Annotated in this window: 17 protein-coding genes and 1 tRNA gene; 9 read left to right on the forward strand and 9 right to left on the reverse strand. The window is 58.3% G+C overall.

Annotation, left to right across the window (positions count from 1 at the left end; all coding sequences use genetic code 11):
* Positions 1-81 precede the first annotated feature (81 nt).
* From BUQ90_RS03575 to BUQ90_RS03590, 4 genes are read left to right on the forward strand one after another with little or no spacing between them, the layout of a single operon-like run.
* Positions 82-750 carry an energy transducer TonB gene (locus BUQ90_RS03575; protein ID WP_074203749.1) on the forward strand — a complete coding sequence of 223 codons (669 nt, stop codon included), beginning with the start codon at positions 82-84 and terminating at the stop codon, positions 748-750.
* A 12-nt stretch (positions 751-762) separates the two neighbouring features.
* Positions 763-1236, forward strand: coding sequence for a hypothetical protein (locus tag BUQ90_RS03580; protein WP_074203750.1), 474 nt, complete (start codon positions 763-765; stop codon positions 1234-1236).
* Positions 1230-2207, forward strand: coding sequence for a bifunctional diaminohydroxyphosphoribosylaminopyrimidine deaminase/5-amino-6-(5-phosphoribosylamino)uracil reductase RibD (gene ribD, locus BUQ90_RS03585; protein ID WP_338044507.1), 978 nt, complete (start codon positions 1230-1232; stop codon positions 2205-2207). The genes BUQ90_RS03580 and ribD overlap by 7 nt, the downstream gene beginning before the upstream one ends.
* 32 nt (positions 2208-2239) lie before the next feature.
* Positions 2240-2851, forward strand: coding sequence for a riboflavin synthase (locus BUQ90_RS03590; RefSeq protein WP_074203751.1), 612 nt, complete (start codon positions 2240-2242; stop codon positions 2849-2851).
* 64 nt (positions 2852-2915) lie between these two features.
* Here BUQ90_RS03590 and BUQ90_RS03595 read toward each other — a convergent pair whose 3' ends face one another.
* On the reverse strand, positions 2916-3764 hold the full coding sequence (locus BUQ90_RS03595; RefSeq protein ID WP_074203752.1) for a DUF1134 domain-containing protein: 849 nt from the start codon (positions 3762-3764) through the stop codon (positions 2916-2918).
* Between the two features lie 284 nt (positions 3765-4048).
* Here BUQ90_RS03595 and BUQ90_RS03600 point away from each other — a divergent pair.
* A tRNA-Ser gene (locus BUQ90_RS03600) sits at positions 4049-4140 on the forward strand.
* A 137-nt stretch (positions 4141-4277) separates the two neighbouring features.
* On the opposite strand, the gene BUQ90_RS03605 is transcribed toward BUQ90_RS03600, so the two are convergent.
* Entirely contained in the window at positions 4278-4769 is a 492-nt protein-coding gene (locus BUQ90_RS03605) for a ClbS/DfsB family four-helix bundle protein (RefSeq protein WP_074203753.1), read from the reverse strand.
* Between the two features lie 24 nt (positions 4770-4793).
* A complete protein-coding gene (locus BUQ90_RS03610) occupies positions 4794-5909 on the reverse strand; it encodes an Acg family FMN-binding oxidoreductase (RefSeq protein ID WP_074204850.1) in 1116 nt (371 codons plus the stop codon).
* A 150-nt stretch (positions 5910-6059) separates the two neighbouring features.
* On the opposite strand from BUQ90_RS03610, the gene BUQ90_RS03615 reads away from it, so the two are divergent.
* Both BUQ90_RS03615 and BUQ90_RS03620 read left to right on the forward strand, forming a co-directional pair.
* The gene (locus BUQ90_RS03615) at positions 6060-7037 is read left to right on the forward strand and encodes an alpha/beta fold hydrolase (protein ID WP_074203754.1); all 978 of its coding nucleotides are present in this window, start codon (positions 6060-6062) and stop codon (positions 7035-7037) included.
* A 104-nt stretch (positions 7038-7141) separates the two neighbouring features.
* Positions 7142-8695, forward strand: a complete 1554-nt coding sequence (locus tag BUQ90_RS03620) for a phytoene desaturase family protein (protein WP_074204851.1) — start codon at positions 7142-7144, stop codon at positions 8693-8695.
* A 52-nt stretch (positions 8696-8747) separates the two neighbouring features.
* On the opposite strand, the gene BUQ90_RS03625 is transcribed toward BUQ90_RS03620, so the two are convergent.
* On the reverse strand, positions 8748-9893 hold the full coding sequence (locus BUQ90_RS03625; protein ID WP_143182709.1) for a DUF8173 domain-containing protein: 1146 nt from the start codon (positions 9891-9893) through the stop codon (positions 8748-8750).
* A gap of 149 nt (positions 9894-10042) precedes the next feature.
* Complete coding sequence (lptB, locus tag BUQ90_RS03630; protein ID WP_074203756.1) at positions 10043-10891, reverse strand: LPS export ABC transporter ATP-binding protein; 849 nt, start codon at positions 10889-10891, stop codon at positions 10043-10045.
* A 177-nt stretch (positions 10892-11068) separates the two neighbouring features.
* On the opposite strand from lptB, the gene BUQ90_RS03635 reads away from it, so the two are divergent.
* Both BUQ90_RS03635 and BUQ90_RS03640 read left to right on the forward strand, forming a co-directional pair.
* Positions 11069-11782, forward strand: coding sequence for an endonuclease/exonuclease/phosphatase family protein (locus BUQ90_RS03635; protein ID WP_074203757.1), 714 nt, complete (start codon positions 11069-11071; stop codon positions 11780-11782).
* 80 nt (positions 11783-11862) lie between these two features.
* Positions 11863-12465, forward strand: a complete 603-nt coding sequence (locus BUQ90_RS03640; protein ID WP_084192458.1) for a GNAT family N-acetyltransferase — start codon at positions 11863-11865, stop codon at positions 12463-12465.
* Here BUQ90_RS03640 and BUQ90_RS03645 read toward each other — a convergent pair.
* Genes BUQ90_RS03645 through BUQ90_RS03660 form a run of 4 tightly spaced genes read right to left on the reverse strand, consistent with a single transcriptional unit; the run spans position 12449 to position 17223 of the window.
* Positions 12449-13660: an efflux RND transporter periplasmic adaptor subunit gene (locus BUQ90_RS03645; RefSeq protein ID WP_074203758.1), complete on the reverse strand. Its 1212-nt coding sequence runs from the start codon at positions 13658-13660 to the stop codon at positions 12449-12451. The two genes, BUQ90_RS03640 and BUQ90_RS03645, sit on opposite strands and share 17 nt — an antisense overlap.
* Positions 13661-13664: 4 nt before the next feature.
* Positions 13665-16046, reverse strand: coding sequence for an ABC transporter permease (locus tag BUQ90_RS03650; RefSeq protein WP_084192459.1), 2382 nt, complete (start codon positions 16044-16046; stop codon positions 13665-13667).
* The gene (locus tag BUQ90_RS03655) at positions 16043-16780 is read right to left on the reverse strand and encodes an ABC transporter ATP-binding protein (protein WP_074203759.1); all 738 of its coding nucleotides are present in this window, start codon (positions 16778-16780) and stop codon (positions 16043-16045) included. The genes BUQ90_RS03650 and BUQ90_RS03655 overlap by 4 nt, the downstream gene beginning before the upstream one ends.
* Positions 16780-17223: a host attachment protein gene (locus BUQ90_RS03660; RefSeq protein ID WP_074203760.1), complete on the reverse strand. Its 444-nt coding sequence runs from the start codon at positions 17221-17223 to the stop codon at positions 16780-16782. The genes BUQ90_RS03655 and BUQ90_RS03660 overlap by 1 nt, the downstream gene beginning before the upstream one ends.
* Positions 17224-17237 lie beyond the last annotated feature (14 nt).

Raw genomic sequence — 17237 nt, forward strand, 5'->3', positions numbered from 1 at the left:
GTCATTTGGCGGTGCAGCATGACAGCGCCAAAATTGCGGGGCTGTACCGTCATCCGAGGAGAAGGATGAAAGGAAAGTCTCATGAGTTATGTTTCCACGTACACAAACAAGCCGCCAGATGCGAAGGGCATAGGTATAGCGATCGGTGTGCACGCCCTGATTGTAGCGGCAGTATTGGCGATGCCGGGCATTGATCTCCCTGGACCCCCGGCCAACGTTGTGGAGTTTTACAACGTGAAACCGGACCCCATTCCGGTGGATCCGGTGCCCGAACCCGACAAGCCGGTTATCGATATTCCCCAACCGACGCCCAAACCAACCGATATCGCTCCGCTGGTCGAGCGGCCCCTGCCTGTCGATCCGGTCGACTCGCGATATGTTGATCTCGGCGCGGAAATCACTACCGGCACCGGCCTGTCCGACCGGCTCCCCGTCGACATCCTTCCGGCCGTTCCGGAACCAGTCATTGCGCAGGCCAGGCTCAACAGCCGCTACAGTGCGGGTTTCCAGCCACCCTATCCGTCAGGCCTGCTGCGTCTCGAGACCGAAGGGCTGGTCAGCGTCCGCGTTCTGGTCGGTACCGATGGCCGGGTGAAGCAGATCGAGCTGGTCGACACGCCGCATCCCGATTTCTGGACCGCGACACGCCGGCACGCCCTCAAAAAATGGCGATTCACCCCGGCGATGCGCGACGGAGTGCCGTTTGAAAGCTGGATTGATCTGAAGGTCCGGTTTGAAATAACCGGCTAGAAAAATCCGAAAATGTGCCAGCCCTGTCCAAAAGCAGGGCTGGTCAACCCCCGTCAAAGACCCTATCTGGATGCGATGAGCTTTATCAAGGATGTCTCCATAGTTGGCGGGATCAAGGACTTTATCGCCTTTGTTCGTCAGAGTCCGCGCGAACGGGTGATCCCCGGAATACTCGCGATATCCGTAACGTCTTTCATACTCGCGCTGTTCGTAATTGACCCTTGGGTCAACACCGCGCCGCCGCCCGGCCCAAAAGTCATCTACTTCGAAAGCTGGTCGCTGGACCGGACGGATGAGGAAATCCTGGCAGATCGCTGGCAGATCCAGTGCCAAAAGGACAAATGGGCCGCCAAACGCAAGGAATCGATGAAGGAACTGGCGCGGATGTCGGGGATGGACCCGGAGGAAATCGAACGCGAAGCCGAAGCGGCCCGCAAGGCCCGCGGCGAAGTGGAAGTGGCACGACCAGCCGGCCTGCTATGCTGAGCAGCGCAGACGACGCGCGGTACATGGCCGCGGCTATTGCCCTGTCGCAAAGGGGCCGCGGGCGCACCGGAACCAATCCCAATGTCGGTTGCGTGATCGTCAAAAAGGGCGTGATTGTCGGGCGCGGCTGGACTCAGCCGGGAGGCCGGCCCCATGCCGAAGCGATGGCGCTGGCGGATGCGGGCAAAGCGGCTCGCGGTGCGGACATCTATGTGACAATGGAGCCCTGTGACCATGATAGCGAGCGTGGCCCGACCTGCTCCCGGCTGGTGATCGAGGCCCGCCCGGCCCGGGTGATTATCGCCACACTTGATGTGGATTCGCGGACACGCCGCCATGGTATTGACCGTCTCGGAGAAGCCGGCATTTCGGTTTCGGTGGGTATTCTTGAGCAGGAAGCGCACCGGGCGATGGCCGGCTTTTTCACGCGGATGGAGCATGGGCGGCCGCATGTGACATTGAAACTGGCTCTGTCGCTGGACGGATGCATTGCCCGGGCCGACGGCACCAGCAAATGGATTACCGGCGCAGTGGCACGGCGTCATGCCCATCTCGAACGGGCGCGTTGTGATGCGATTCTTGTCGGGTCCGGCACGCTGGAACAGGATCAGCCCGGACTGGATGTCCGTCTGCCGGGACTCGAAAACCGGTCGCCACAACCGGTGGTGCTGGGCGAAGCGGAACCGCCCGAAAACTGGGTGCAGATTTCATTTCCGGAAGAAATTTCGGGTCTGGCAGATACCAACTGGCTGCTGGTGGAAGGCGGGGCGCAGACCGCAGCCTCCTTCCTCAGGGCGGACATGGTTGATCGCCTCCTGCTCTACCGGGCACCGATCATCATCGGGGGCGGCCTGCCTGGTATTGCTGATTATGGTCTGGAAAGTCTCGACAGCGCACATGGTCACTGGCGACGCGAGGACACGCGCGATCTCGGCGAGGACAGACTTGAGATATATGAGCGCGCCGCCTAGGCTGCCTCCGCTTCAGACAAACAGGAAAAAACATGTTCACAGGCATTGTAACCGATATTGGACGGATCAGCGCGGTCGAAGAGCGCGGCGATCTCCGTGTGAAAATAGCCTGTGGCTATGACATGGGCAGCGTTGATATCGGGGCGTCGATCGCCTGTTCCGGGGCGTGCCTGACGGTCGTGGACAAGGGCGACGACTGGTTCGCCGTGGACATATCCGCCGAAAGCATCAGCAAAACCGCTACCGGCATGTGGACCGAGGGACGCCGGCTCAATCTCGAACGGGCGCTCAAGGTTGGCGACGAACTGGGCGGGCATATTGTCACCGGTCATGTCGATGCGGTCGGTACGGTTGTCGGAATCGAGAGCGAAGGGGATTCCCGGCCGGTCCGGATTCAGGCGCCGCAATCCATCGCCGCCTATCTCGCGGCCAAGGGATCGGTCACGGTGGATGGCGTGTCGCTGACGGTCAACACGGTTGAGGACCAGGCGGATGGCAGCACGATTTTCGGGCTCAACATCATCCCCCATACCGCGAAGGTCACGACCTTTGCAGACCTCGAAACGGGGTCGGAAGTCAATCTGGAGATCGACATTCTCGCGCGATATCTGTCGCGGATGGAAAAGGTCCGGTCGGCGGCATGACCCGCTAAACGCCGACCGGTAACTCTGAACTACGCAAAAACAACTACGCGATAAAAACGGGCAATCAGAAGGGCAGCCAGCGCTGCTTCTTGCTGAACTTCATATATCCGACATTTGCACCGAGCCGGAGCCCCGCGCCGAGACGTACGGGGATCAGCACCTTGTCGCCGCTGCGCAGATAACTGACATGGAAACCGCCGACAAAATAGGCCGCGCCTTCGCCCGCCGGGAAGCGCTGGTACAGGTCTTCGGTGTCGTACAGATTATAGACCAGGACGAAGCTGTTGGCTGCATTGCCGCCGACATCAAATCCGATCGAAGGTCCGGTCCAGTAAACCGGGCGCTCGCCTTCAATCTTGTGGTAGAGCTTGCCCGAGCCGTAACGCAGGCCGACCACAAAGGCGCCGCTGGCTTCGCGACCCGCAATATAGGCATTGGGCCGTCCCTGCTTCTTCAAAATATCCTCGATGACTTTTGCCAGACCCTTGGCGCCCTTGCCGAAAACGCCTTCGGCCGCTCCGATCAGGTCATCATCCTGATAGGTGGTGGCATCATCAACATTGGCCACGGCCGTGCCGTTCTCTGCCGGCAGGGCAGGGTCGGTTTCCGTGGTGGTATCAGCATAGGCCTCAGACGTTTCCGTGCCGGGAGTGACCAGATCGGCATTGAGGTCTTCGTCAATTGGTGCGTCCACAGTCGTGCCCACTGTTGTCTGGGACTCTGCGGCCGGTGTGGCGAGGACACCATCATAGTCGGGTGTCGCCAGATCGGCGTCAATCGCATCATTGGGGTCAATCGTTTCCACTTGCGCAGCGGCCGGCGACAGCGCCGCCCCGGTGGACAGCATCATGGCAGCAAACAGGCCAAGCAGTTGCTGACCCCAGCGCTTTTTGATGGGGTGATTGACAGACATTTCTTTCGGGCACGACTTAGTCATGGGTAACTCCTTCCCATACCAGCCGATTTCCGTGTCGGCTTTTGCTGATGACTGCGCAATGAACGGACGACGACCCGAGTCATATTTGCGATCTGTTGAGTGAGAACGGGGGATTCTGTTCCGGATCGTGCCGCGAACGCCTTTTGCTCGGCGAATCCGGTCAATATCGGCCAAACCGGCGCTTTGTGTTGCCGCACTTTACCCGTTGCAGCGCGCGCCATGCCTCGTTATAGCGCTTCAACCTGGCCAGCCAGTCGTGCGGACACGTGGGTGAGCGGCTGAAACCACCTCCCTGCTAAGGAGGCAAGGGCCTCACGGTCCTTCGAGGGTTCGAATCCCTCCGTGTCCGCCATTTTTCTGATTTCTGGTCTTTCCGGATAAATCCAAAATGGGTTGTTCCCGGTGTCCGGTTTATCCCGAATGCGGAAACACCCAAATCAACCGGGCAAGCGTCATCTTGTTGAATGAATGGCGACAGCCAAATATCTGCTACAGGGATTTGAGTCTGGAACGGATATATTTTCCTGCAGACCGGTAATGACTCGGTCCTGCCGCTTCTGCCCAACGGCCTGGAGTCCAGTTATTGTGCGCCCCTGCCATGGGACCGCCATATAACTCCGAATCTGTGTGAGTTTGAATGAAATCAGCAAGTTTTTCGTCGCTTTCGGCCAGCATTTTGCGCGCCTCGCTCCAGCTCACGTCCTTATGCGCCAGTCGCAGGTCAGAATTATAGCGTTTCAGGTCATTCCATTTGTAGCCTTTTGCCGGGAAATAGACAGTTTTCCCTGCAAGACCGTCCGCATACCAGCCCAGAAACAGGGTAATCCAGTGTGCGCGATGGGAAACCACATCCTTGATTGATGTGGATTCATCATCCTTTTTCAGAGCCTGCTCCGTTGTGATCGGCGCAATCAGTCTGCTCAGTTTTTGAAATTCGATCTGGCTGATCTGCAGGAGTTCAGCCTTGTTTGTCGCAGCCATTGGTGCTTCCTCCTAACATCTGGTTCAGGCTGTGATCACATCTTCTATTGGTGCAATCACTTCTTTGACCGGTCGTCGCAATGACATGGGCAGGGGCGGAGCTTTTCCAAAACGAATGATCAAATCTGGCCGGCGACCGGGAATTCCCATCCAGCGGGCAAATTCGGGGCGGATATGCGCAACCTCGATGGGCATGTTGAGGTGGGCATGGCGGATCTCGAGCGCAGTCGCCTGCAATGCAAAGCGCTGGAAGCTGCGTCCGACATTGATCCAGCCCTCCTGGTCCTCCTTCTCCGCGACAAATATGACGATGCCGGCAGAAGAGCGGACCTGCTTCGCATATTTGTCATTCTCGGCATCCCTGGTGAAAAAGCGATCAAACATGAAACGGCCCAGCCAGGTGGGTAATGTAGGATTACCTGAACAGGCGGCAAACAGGCCGTCATTGGTCTCAACAGCCGCTTCTGGATTGAACCTGATCCAGTTTTTCAGTTCCTCCACAAAAGCCGGATCATCAATCTGCGCACTATTGCCTTCGATGACATAATCCAGCACACCGTCCATTTTCCCGCGATCAGTGATGAAAAACGTGTTGACGCCGGGCATCGTAGCGGCACTTTCCAGCGCTGCCAGTTCCTCCCGCGAGACAGGCTGGCCATCATATTCGGAACGTGTGGATTGACGCCGTGGGATCGCGTCGCAGAGCTCGCGATCGATCCCTGCTCCGTTACCCAGTGTTATCCTGGCGGTTGCACTTGTGCCATCAAGGTTTACGACAGCTTCACCGGCCCGGTTTCGTGCATTGGCTGCGACAAGCAAATTTTCGGCAGCACAGCCCAGCGAGACAAATACATGATGATCATCCGGATCGACCACCGGGCAGTTACGGGCAAGATCGGGCAGAATTTCAACCCTGTCGGCACCCAGCCGGAATTCCCACGGCTGCGTATTATGCGAATTGGGAGCCAGTGTCGCATATCTCACGAAATCCCTGAGCGCTGGCTCGGCTGGCAGTTCCTCCCTTAGCGCTGCAACGGCTTCCTCATATCTGGTCATGCCACTATCGCCGCAACCACCAAGCAAAGGATAGGTCGACATCACCCCGCTTGCCGCCAGGAACTCGCGCCGTGTCCATGTCATGATGTCTCCTCCGATTCTCCAGGCCGACGGAATTTCGAACATGTTCCTCAGTTGATAAATCAGGAACATTACGGATATTTTCCAAAGAGAAACGCGGGTTCAACTGCACGGCGCTGGAAATTTCTGCGCCTGTGGAGAGCAACTTGAACAATGAATATCAAGGACAAGAGCCCTGCGGTCCCAACCAAAGCCCATCACCCCTTTCGATCCCCGGAGGCGAAGCGAGAATATCTCCGCTGCTATGACCATCTGGCCCAGCAATGGCCAGCGCCATCAGAAACGCGGCTGGTTGACACTTCCTTCGGCCGGACCTTCGTCCGTATCCAGGGACCATGCGACGGCGCACCTTTGGTGCTCTTGCCTGGCGATACGGAAACTTCGCTCTCATGGCTGCCGGTGATTGAAGCGCTTTCACAGAGCTTCAGAACTATTGCCATCGATCACGTCTACGACAATGGGCGGAGCATCTACTCGAAACAGATGACTCGCCCGAAGGATTTCGTTGTTTGGCTCGACGAACTCTTTGATTTGCTCGATTTGGACCGGATCCATCTGGTTGGGTATTCATATGGCGGCTGGCAGGCCGCCCTCTATTCGCTGGCCCATCCCTCCCGGGTTGCAAAATTGGTCCTGCTGGCACCGTCTGCCACGGTGCTTTCGCCAGGCCCCGTGATCCTGACAAGGGCCATTCTCTATCATTTTCTGCCGTTCCGGTTCGTCGCCAAAAATTTCTTCTATTGGTATGGGCCCGATGCGGTGAAGAATGAGCGGACCCGCTTGCGGCTTGACGAGATGGTGGATGAAGACCTGCTGGCGCGGCGATGCTTCAAGCGAAGAAAGTTCGTCTCTCCAACGCGACTGACCGATACAAACTGGAGAGAATTGCGGGTACCAATGCTCTTTCTGGTTGGAGAGAATGACAGGACTTACCCAGCCAATCGTGCCGTTCGCCGACTGCACCGGCAAGCACCCGGGATCAAAGCAGAAATTGCACCGAATACCGACCATTACATTTTTCTGGTGAACCCGGAATGGGTCGTCCGGAACATTCTTGGCTTTCTCCAGGCGCCAGAGGATTCGAATCCTGATTTTTTGAAAGATCAGGGAGTTCCGCATCATCGAAACTGATCGCATTACGCATGTTCCGGCCAAAGCAGCATCGCAAGATTCTGATGCACAAGGGGCGATATCCCGGAGCTCATAACTTGTTGAAAATCGCGGAGGAAGAAATGATGACAAATGCAGAAACGGAAAAGTGGGACGTCATTGTGATAGGTTCCGGAATTGGCGGCATGGCCGCCGCTGCCTCGCTGTCCAGGCTTGGACACCGGGTACTGTTGCTCGAGCAGCATCATACGCTTGGCGGTTTGACGCACAGTTTCTCCCGCAACGGGTTCACCTGGGATGTCGGCATCCATTACTTGAGTTTGGTGGCACCGGGAGACCCCATGCGGGAGCTGCTCGATTGGATATCCGATACGCCAATCGATTTCGTATCGCTGGGATCGGTTTATGACCATCTCCATATTGGATCAGCCGAGCCGCTCGCGCTCTCGCGGCCTTATGAAGCGCAGGAACGAGACCTGAAAGACCGCTTTCCCGAAGAGGCGGAGGCCATTGAGGGCTGGACCCGGGCGTTGCGAGAAGGCCGCGAGGCGATTTACAAAATCTTCCCCACACGCGCGATGCCGGAATTCGCGGGCGACATGCTCGACTGGTGGAACCGCAAAGCCATCGCGAAATGGTGCGGCCGGACGACCAAGGACGTGATCGACAGCCTCACGGACAATCCGGAACTGGCCGCAGCCATGGCGGCGCAATGGGGCGATCATGGCGGACGCCCGAGCAAGGCCAGTTTCGCGATGCATGCCCTGATTTCCGCATCCTACCTGACCAGCGGATCCTGGTATCCTGTCGGTGGCAGCGCGGCCTTTGCGGAACATATCATTCCGACCATTTCCAAACATGGCGGCGAAACCCGGGCCGGCGTGCATGTTGATAGCCTGATGATCGAGGACGATCGCGTTGTCGGTGTGCGGACCGGTGATGGCGAGGAAATTCGGGCAGATATTGTCATTTCCAATATCGGGGCGCGGGAAACCATTGATACGCTTTTGCCTGAGGAATGCGGGCCCGAAGACTGGAAAGCAGAAATTCGCGACCTGCCCTCCAGCATCGCGCACTATACCCTCTTTCTAGGGTTTGAAGGGGATATTGAAGCCGCTGGCGCGACGAAAGCGAACCACTGGATTTACCCGACCGGAGAAGTGGATGTTGTCTGGGAGACGGCTCCGGACGGTGTGCCTCCGCATATGACCGCATCATTTGGCTCGCTCAAAAATCCCGAGCACGATCCCGGGCCGCAACAAAAGCATATGGGGCAGTTTCTGGCCTGGGCCGACTGGACTGCCGTCGAACAATGGGCGGACAAGCCTCTCGGCAGCCGTGGCAAAGATTATGCGGATTTCAAACGCAGGGTTGAAGAAACGCTGATGGCCCAGTTCAAACGCTACTTCCCTGATCTCGCCAAGCTGGTTGTATATCGTGAACTGGCGACGCCGCTGTCCACTGTCACATTCACCGGCCATGGCAAGGGCGCTTTCTATGGCCTCGATGTGACACCCCAGCGTGTTGTTTGCGATGCCCTTCGCGCGAAGACGCCGGTTCAGGGCCTTCACCTGGCCGGTCAGGATGTGACGAGTCCGGGCCTTCCGGGAGCCCTGATTGGCGGTATGCTGTCGGCGGCAAGTGTCGATCCTCGGGTATTCAAACAGATCAGGGGATGAAGGATAATCGCAGCTCCAATGCTCCTGTCCGAAACATTGACGCAGCAAACTCCTACGATGCGTTTCTTGCCAATGCCTGACCACCTCGCGGCAGGATTGCACCCAGCCCGAGTATGAGGGCCAACAGCCAGATGACGCCGCCAATATAGGGGAGCATGCCGAGCAGCACGATCACCACAACCGCCGCCAGCGGCCAGATCAGGCGATCCCGGATACCCGGGGCCTGATCATTCGTTTTCTTGCCGACCATCCGGCGTCCCTGCATTCCGGCGAAATAGACCGTCGCAGCAATGGCCAGAGGTGTGGCGGCCAGATAAATCGCCGCAATGAGCAGGGCCAGGGGAATGCCTATGACCGTTGCAAACAGCATGGCCAGCGCAAATGGAGCCAATATCGCCAGCAAGAAGCCGATGCCAAATGTTCGCAGCGGCTGCTCCTTGATGGATCTGGCCGCACCGGACATCAGGCCGGGCAAGGTGATGGCGACGACGACAACCAGCAGGGCGACGCCAAAAATGAATGCCGTGGAGAAGATTGCGGCCAGCGCGGCACCCCCTTTGCCCCATCGCTCGAACTCTTCATGTTCTTGCGGGGGCAGCACGGATTGCGTTCCGGAAATAACGGCGCTGGGTGAAATCGTCATGCTGTCTGTCCGGTATTGCAGATCACCGGAGATACGGGCCTTTGGGCCCAGTTCGATGGTGTCTCCCATCAGTTTGGCATCCCCGCCGACGGCCGAATTGAGATACAGCTTCCCGGCGGCAGCCCTGAGCTCAGCCCTGACCGGAGCTTCGATGCGCACGTCACTGCCGGACACAATAGCCGATCCGCCAATATCGAAACCGGACTGAATCCGGACATCGCCGCCGGCCGCAAGCAGGTCATCGTTCAGCTTCCCGCTCGCCAGACGCAATTCGCCTCCGGCGATGACAAGATCCTCGATATTCGCATTTTTGACGGTGATGGTTCCGCCAGCCATGACCAGATGATCGGCAGAAACGCTATCCGACATGATGGTTTCGCCTGCTGCAAATATGTCGTCGGTAGACGTAACGCTCAGATTGACCCGGTCCCCGGAGAAAAACGCCATCTCTGCTGTCTCCGATCCGGCAGAGACCAGGTCACCGCTTTCTGCAACAATCTGCGAGGACAGCTTGCCGGCTGCAAACAAAACGACAATTATGAAAACCGCCAACATTATGAATTTCCAGAAAATCCCGTGCTTTACGGTCATGACAAGTTCCTCCAGCAATCTGTGATCAGGGGGCCCGCGCAGCCAGAGCCCGGGCGAACATGTTCCAGAACATCCCGTTTCCACTCCGCAGCAAAGACCGGAGATATCGACAATCAGCGGCGGCGCCCACTCGTGGATTTTACATAGTGGGTATTACGTACCGGCGGCGAACCGCGGCTATCCAGATGCTCGAATTCCTCCCCGAGATAAACGTCTCGAACGACATGATCTTCCAGCATGGCGTCCGGCGCACCCTCGAAAATGATGTGCCCTTCGTGGATGACGAATACCCGGTCGAGCAGATCAACCAGCTCCAGAACGTTCTGGTCGGTAATCAGAACGCCGACATTCCGCTCTTTCAGCTTCCGGATCATGACTTTGATATCCCGTACCGAAAGCGGATCGATTCCGGCGAAAGGCTCGTCGAGCAGCATGATCGCCGGATTGGCCGCCATGGCCCGGGCAATTTCGCAGCGCCGCCGTTCCCCACCGGACAGGGACCTGCCCTGCACCCGGCGGACATAGGTAATGTGAAAATCCTCAAGCAATTCATCCAGCTTTTGCATCCGGACATCCCTGTCGGGTTCGAAAAGCTCGAGCACGGTGAGGATATTCTCTTCAACAGTCATTGTGCTGAAGATCGACGCCTCTTGCGGAAGATAACCCAGTCCGCGACGCGCCCGGCGATCAAGTGGCATGCGCGATACATCCTCACCGCCGAGCAGCACCTTGCCCGCATTGATTTTCACCAGTCCGAGAATGGAAAAGAATGTGACCGTCTTTCCGGCCCCATCGGGTCCCAGCAAGCCCACCGTTTCCCCGCGGTCTGCGTCGAGTGAAACACCATGCAAGACCTGTCGTCGGCCGAATGCTTTTTCGATAGAGGCAACAGAGAGGATTTTGCCGGCACTGTCCCAGGCGGATGACATCGTTCCCGGTTCCGAAATCACGTCTTTGCCCACCAGCCGAACCCCGTTCGATATTTCCGGAGAAAACTTAGAGAATGCAGCCCGACTACCATATCCGGGAGATTACGTAAGTCAGACCATCCGGAGACAGTGGCAGAACGTCGAAAAGGGCGCGAGACGCAAGGCATGTGGCTTGCCCGGCTTGCAGGAAATCAATAGGGCTCAAGGACAATGCTGAAAGTCGCAAGCTATAATATCCGCAAATGCATCGGCACTGATCGCCGGAGAAATCCGGACAGGACAATTGATGTTCTCAATGAGATGGATGCCGATATCATCGCCTTGCAGGAAGCAGACAGGCGGTTTGGTGGACGGGCCGCCGCCATCCCGCCTCTGTTGCTCGAGATGAACAGCGACTATCAGGCAGTTCCGCTCGACGTACAGACCGACTCGATGGGATGGCATGGCAATGCCCTGCTCGTTCGCAAGTCGGCCCGGATCATCACGCATGATATCGTCCATATCCCGTGTCTGGAACCGCGCGGGGCAATCATGGCGCGGATTGAAACCGGCGGGATGACACTGGCCATCTGGGGCATGCATCTCGACATATCCGGTCTCTGGCGCCGGCGGCAGGCCTCGGCGATCGAGAAACTTGCGAGGGAACATGGTCAGGATGTGCCGACTGTCCTGATGGGTGATCTCAACGAGTGGCGCCGGTCCGGCGGCTGCCTGAAAGATTTTGGCCGCAGCTATCAGTTTGCCCCGTGCGGACGGAGTTTCCACTCACGGGGGCTCATTGCCGAACTCGACCGCATCATGCACTGTCGCAGCATTCGCGTTACCCGTTCCGGAGTCCTCGACAGCCCGTCAGCGCGCAAGGCGTCAGACCATTTGCCGATCTGGGCCGAGCTCGAAATCGACTCTGCCGTGGTGGAGCGATAAGGACCATTACGGATTGCGCCACTGACACCGCAGTTCCATCTCTTCTGCCTCTGAAATCGAGTCAGAAGGATCCCCCGGAAATGAGCGACACCAGACAGAAACCGCCCGGCGAGAAACTCGCCGAACCGCTGCATGAAGAAGCGCATGACCTGATCGTCAGCACCGGTGTTCCGCTCAAGGCGCGATCGGGATTTGAATTTCACGTCCGTCCCGTCAAACCCTCTGATCGCCAGGCACTGCGGGAATTTTTCACGCATGTTTCGCGCGATGACCTGCGCTTCCGCTTCCTGTCCCCGATACCGGAAGTCGGCGACTCCATGCTCGACCTGCTGGTCAGTGTCGACCACGATCACAAGGAGGATTACGTCGCCCTCGATATTGACGACAAGACGATCATCGCCAGCGCGATGACCGGGGCGAACGAAGACAGGTCGGAAGCGGAAGTCGCGATTGTCGTGCGCAAGGACTACAAGCATCGCGGCATGAGCTGGACCTTCCTGGAATATGTTATCGACGAAGCCCGGCGGAGCGGAATCCGGATGCTCAAGTCGGTTGAAGATCGCGAAAATCATGATGCCATTGAACTGGAAAAGGAAATGGGTTTTTCGGCCAGAAGCTGTCCGGGTGATACCACGTTGATTCAACTGGAATTCGATCTGACGAAAGTCAGTCCCGCAGCCTGACCGACCGGCCGTCGTCAATTTTCTCGCTGGGATGAAGGATAACATCTGTTCCAGCGTCCAGCCCGTCCAGGATCTGTGCGTGCTCGTTGTTCATCCTGCCCACCTTGACCGCGAGCAGTTGTGCCTTGCCATTGCGATTGGCGAATACCGACCATTGTCCCTTGTCGCGAAACAGGGCGCTGATCGGAACCTGCAGAACATCGTCACCGGACCAATCCACAATCTGCACGATCACGCGATAGCCATGACCCAGCCGCTGGCGCGCCTTTTGCGGGTCGACAAAATCGATGATGACATTCACCCGCTGCTCCTCAACACCCAGCGCCGATATCTTGGTGAAACCGAACGGTTCGACAAGCCGGACTTTTCCCTTCAGCGGCTTGTCTCCGCCCCAATTGTCGATGAGGACTTCGCTGCCTGACCTGACCCGGACGGCATCACTGGACAGCAGGTCAGTGACGATTTCGATATCTGCGGGATTGCCGAGTTCAATAATGGGGGTACCGACAGTGATCGTCGCTTCGCTCTCCTGAACCACCCGCAGTACGGCTCCGTTTTCCGGTGAGCGGACGTCCAGCGCCCCGCCGCCGGTGTTGGACCCGGAAGGGGTTATGAGTCTTGCTCTCGCTGCCGCCAGTTCGGATTGTGCGGTGGCAAGCGCAGCATTGGCCTCCGCCTGCCTCGCGATGCTGTTGTCCCTTGCCGCTCGGGCCGCATCGTGCGCAGTCCGGGTGGCAAATCCCCGTTCATACAGCGCGTCGATCCGTTCAAAATCGGCAGCCGCCAGTTTCCGGTCCGCCCGGGCCTGACTGATCCGGGCCGAAGCCGACCGGATGCCGCCCTGCGCAGCACCGATTTGGGCGCGCACTTCGCTCTCGCTGCGCGGGTCCAGAAAATCGGGGCGGGCGGGCTTGATGCGCGCGACGATCGTTTGCCCCGCGATGACCGGGTCTCCGGCTTCCAGCCGGACCCGCTGCAATTCTCCGCTGATTGGGGCAGCGACCACATACATGTCCCGCACCCGGGTCTCCCCTTCATCATCAACCGTCACCAGCAGCGGGGCCCGGACCGCCTCGGCCGTATCGACATCGATCGCCGGAGCACGAACAGCGAAAAAGACCGCAATCAGGAGTACAATGGCGATCAGGGCGATCATCACCCTGGGTCCCGGTCGGGAAAAATGTTTGCCAATCATCGGCTCACTCCCTTGTCTTGAGCACAGTGACCAGATCCAGCCTGTCCAGCCGGCTGCGGACGAACAGTGCGGAAATGGCAGCGGTTACGAGGACGACCAGAACGGCTACAGCCACGGTTTCGGCGGACAGCGCAAAGGGGAGAATGAACAGGTCCCCGCTCATCGAGGCCGTCAGATATCTGGACAGATAATATCCGAAAACGATACCCAGCGGCAGTCCCGCGATCACGATCAGGGCCAGTTCGCCGAGCAGGATATAGGACACTTCCGGACGCCGGTAACCAAGCACGCGGAGAGACACCAGATCGCGGGCGCGTTCGGCCAGGCTGATACGCGCATTGTTGTACACCACACCGAAGACGATCAGCGCGGCAAAACCGGTGTTGAACAGACTGACAACCCCCATTGTCTCGCCGATGGTTTCCTCGATTCCGGTCAGGGCAGCGGCGCGACGCGAAAACCCTGCGATGATCGGCATGTCCTTGAGTTGCCGGTAGATGGTTTCCGCATGGTTCGGATCGATGCTGAGATAGGCGCCCGAAGCCAGAGGCGTTTCACGCATGATCGGCCCGAGCTGGTCAAATTTCACAATAGCCGGATTGGCAACCGGACTTTTCAGGATATCGGCAACCGGCATCGTCAAATGCGGCCTGCGTCCGTCGGTGATTTCGACCTGGACCTTGTCGCCAATCTCCACCCCAAGCTGGCCGGACAATATGCTCGACAGCATCAGGCCGCGAACCGGTGGCTGGGTCAGGCCATCGTCCATGTCGATCAGCCGGTTGAGATCCCCGGCCGGCTCGATTCCCGTCAGGCTTTCCGTCCGCGACCGGTGGCCGGCACGAAAAGTCGCGGATACCGATCGCACGGGTTCGACACGCATCACGCCAGGCAGTCGGGCAAGCTCAAACAGGACGCGCTCGTCTCGCGGTTCGGCAAAGGTCACGTTGACATCCGCCCGATTGGCCTGGTTGAACAGCATGTCCGTCATCAGGTCCACATTGTCCATTGAACCGGCCGATGTGACGTAGAGACCCAATGCCGCGGCGACACCAAATGCCCCCAGCAGCGTACGGACCGGACGCCGGACCAGACCGCGCAAAATGATGCGGGTCGGTTCGTCCAGTCTTTTGATCTTCCCGATCAGCCGGGCAAATCCACCGGAATAATTTGGCGGAACCGGTGGACGCATGGCTTCGGCCGCTGTCAGCTTGCCAATCTTCCGGACGGTTTGTGCCGCACCGATCAGTACGACCAGTATCGCGACGAGGCAGGAGACAAAATACACGTCAAATCCCGCACGATAGTTCAGGAAGGGAAACACGTAATATTTCTGGAACATGCCGGCCAGCCCGCGCCCCATCCAGTTGCCGAGCATCATTCCCATCACCAGTCCGGGCAGCGAAAGGACCAGCGCCAGCTTTGCATAATGGGCCATGATCGTTCTGCTGCGATAGCCAAAAGCTGTCAAAAGCCCGATAATCTCTCGCTCGGATTCAACCAGGCGCGACAGCACCATGTTAATCAGAAAAGCAGCAACACCCAGGAAAATCGGTGGCAGGATCGCAGTCATGCTATTCAGCTGGACCATCTCATTTGCCAGAAACCGGTCGGAAATCTGGTCTCTCCGCGGGATCGCGCCACGCCCGCCATAACGTTCGAGCAGGACATCGACCCGGTCGATTACATCCTGCTCGGCAGCCCCCCGTTCAAGGCGGATCAGCGCTTCGTTATAGGCGTTGGTCGAGTTGAGTGCGGCGGCCAGATGTTCCTCGCCCATCCACAATATGCCGAACCGTCTGTTGTCCGGGAAAATCTGCCCCGGCCCGATGGCGTAGACATATTCGGGAGACAATACCGTCCCCACCACACGCAAATTTTGCTTCTTGCCATAGACCAGCGCTTCAATCATATCGCCCGGAGCGATACGGGCGGCATCAGCAAATTTTTCACTGGCCAGCACTTCGTCAGGCTGGCGGGGATCGGGCATCCGTCCGCTGCGCAGCACCAGTGCATTGACGCGCGGCATTCCGGTGGCAGGGAGTGAATGGATAATCGCGGTGACCGGTTCGGCCATGCCCGGAACATCGAGCGTGGCAGCCGTTGTCAGCCGGCCTTCTACAATGCTGACGCCATCGATTGCCCGAACATCGCCGATCAGGCTTTCGGGAAACCGTTTCGCAGAAGCGAAGATATCGGCGAACCGGTAACGGTCATAATAAGCATCGCGAGTGGCCTCGAGCGAGCGCATCATGCCGAAGGACATCACCACCATTCCGATTCCCGCAGCGATCACAAGGGCGATGGCCAGGGCCTGTGATCGCAGGCGCCAGATATCCCGCAACAATTTGCGATCGAGCGCCCCCATCCATTGCGGCAGGCTCACCACTGCAGTTCCGATGGTGATTTCCGGTCGGCATTGTCGCGGTCTTCCACCAGTGCACCATCGGCAAAGCGCAACAGCCGGTCGGCCATTTCGGCGATGACCACATTATGGGTGATCAACAAGGTGGTGGTGCCGAGTTCCCGGTTCACCTGGTCCAGCGCATCGAGCACGATCACACCGGTCTGGCTGTCCAGGGCGCCGGTTGGCTCGTCGCAGAACATCACCTTGGGCCGCTTGGCAATCGCCCGGGCTATCGCGACCCGCTGCTGTTCCCCGCCCGAGAGCTGGGACGGAAAATGATCAATCCGGTTTTCCAGCCCGACCAGCGACAGTGCATCCTCCGGTGTCATGGGGTCTTCGGCGATCTCGGTTATCAGTGCGACATTTTCCCGGGCAGTGAGCGAGGCGACAAGATTGTAGAACTGGAACACAAAACTCACCGAATTGCGGCGATACTCGGTCAGCTCGGCTGGTCCGAGGGCGGTTAGCTCCTGCCCTTCGAACCAGACCTGCCCGTCGGTCGCATCATCCAGGCCGCCGACAATATTGAGAAAGGTCGACTTTCCCGAACCGCTGGCGCCCAGCAGCACCACCATCGCGGACCGGGGAAGGTCGAGATCAATGCCGCGCAGGGCGTGAACTGCGGTCGGCCCTTCCCCATAGACCTTGGTCAGTCCGCGAATGGAATACAGATCCTCCGGCGGATCGGCGCGAACAGAGGCGGCCCGGCGCATCAGCTCTGGTGCTGTTTCAGCAATCGCGCCAGCGGTTCAGCATCGCCTGAACCAAAGGTTTTCGGGATCTCGGCCAACAGCTGCGACAGGGTGTCCGGTGGCAGGTTTTTCCGCACCATTCCCAGCATGCGGGGTGCGGAGACCAGAATGACACCGTCATCCTGCTCTCCGAGCATGGCCTTGATCCGGTCCGCGGCTTGCACGGCGAACCTGTCCTCTTCCTTCTGATGCAAATCGGTCTGTTCATGGGCGCCGCGTCGCGGGCTCCTGCTCTTGAAACTTCGCCCGGGCTTGTCATCCCCCAGTTCGGATGTCCGCGGAACCGGGTTTCGTTCTTCCTCGATCAACTCAAGTACAGGATCAAATGCTTCCCCGACATTGCGAAAAACCGAGAGCTTCCCACCGTCCACGGCGATGATTTTCGTGCCTTTTCGCACCAGCATGTGTGTCTCCATCC

It is taken from the genome of Parasphingorhabdus marina DSM 22363 (assembly GCF_900128895.1).
Lineage (GTDB): Bacteria > Pseudomonadota > Alphaproteobacteria > Sphingomonadales > Sphingomonadaceae > Parasphingorhabdus > Parasphingorhabdus marina.

Coding starts and splice junctions, on each gene's coding strand:
- BUQ90_RS03615 (WP_074203754.1), top strand. CDS start 6,060: ATGAATATCAAGGACAAGAGCCCTGCGGTCCCAACCAAAGCCCATCAC.
- BUQ90_RS03575 (WP_074203749.1), top strand. CDS start 82: ATGAGTTATGTTTCCACGTACACAAACAAGCCGCCAGATGCGAAGGGC.
- BUQ90_RS03640 (WP_084192458.1), top strand. CDS start 11,863: ATGAGCGACACCAGACAGAAACCGCCCGGCGAGAAACTCGCCGAACCG.
- BUQ90_RS03590 (WP_074203751.1), top strand. CDS start 2,240: ATGTTCACAGGCATTGTAACCGATATTGGACGGATCAGCGCGGTCGAA.
- BUQ90_RS03635 (WP_074203757.1), top strand. CDS start 11,069: ATGCTGAAAGTCGCAAGCTATAATATCCGCAAATGCATCGGCACTGAT.
- ribD (WP_338044507.1), top strand. CDS start 1,230: ATGCTGAGCAGCGCAGACGACGCGCGGTACATGGCCGCGGCTATTGCC.
- BUQ90_RS03610 (WP_074204850.1), bottom strand. CDS start 5,909: ATGACATGGACACGGCGCGAGTTCCTGGCGGCAAGCGGGGTGATGTCG.
- BUQ90_RS03655 (WP_074203759.1), bottom strand. CDS start 16,780: ATGCGCCGGGCCGCCTCTGTTCGCGCCGATCCGCCGGAGGATCTGTAT.
- BUQ90_RS03625 (WP_143182709.1), bottom strand. CDS start 9,893: ATGTTGGCGGTTTTCATAATTGTCGTTTTGTTTGCAGCCGGCAAGCTG.
- BUQ90_RS03645 (WP_074203758.1), bottom strand. CDS start 13,660: ATGATTGGCAAACATTTTTCCCGACCGGGACCCAGGGTGATGATCGCC.
- BUQ90_RS03660 (WP_074203760.1), bottom strand. CDS start 17,223: ATGCTGGTGCGAAAAGGCACGAAAATCATCGCCGTGGACGGTGGGAAG.
- BUQ90_RS03605 (WP_074203753.1), bottom strand. CDS start 4,769: ATGGCTGCGACAAACAAGGCTGAACTCCTGCAGATCAGCCAGATCGAA.
- BUQ90_RS03620 (WP_074204851.1), top strand. CDS start 7,142: ATGACAAATGCAGAAACGGAAAAGTGGGACGTCATTGTGATAGGTTCC.
- BUQ90_RS03580 (WP_074203750.1), top strand. CDS start 763: ATGTGCCAGCCCTGTCCAAAAGCAGGGCTGGTCAACCCCCGTCAAAGA.
- BUQ90_RS03595 (WP_074203752.1), bottom strand. CDS start 3,764: ATGTCTGTCAATCACCCCATCAAAAAGCGCTGGGGTCAGCAACTGCTT.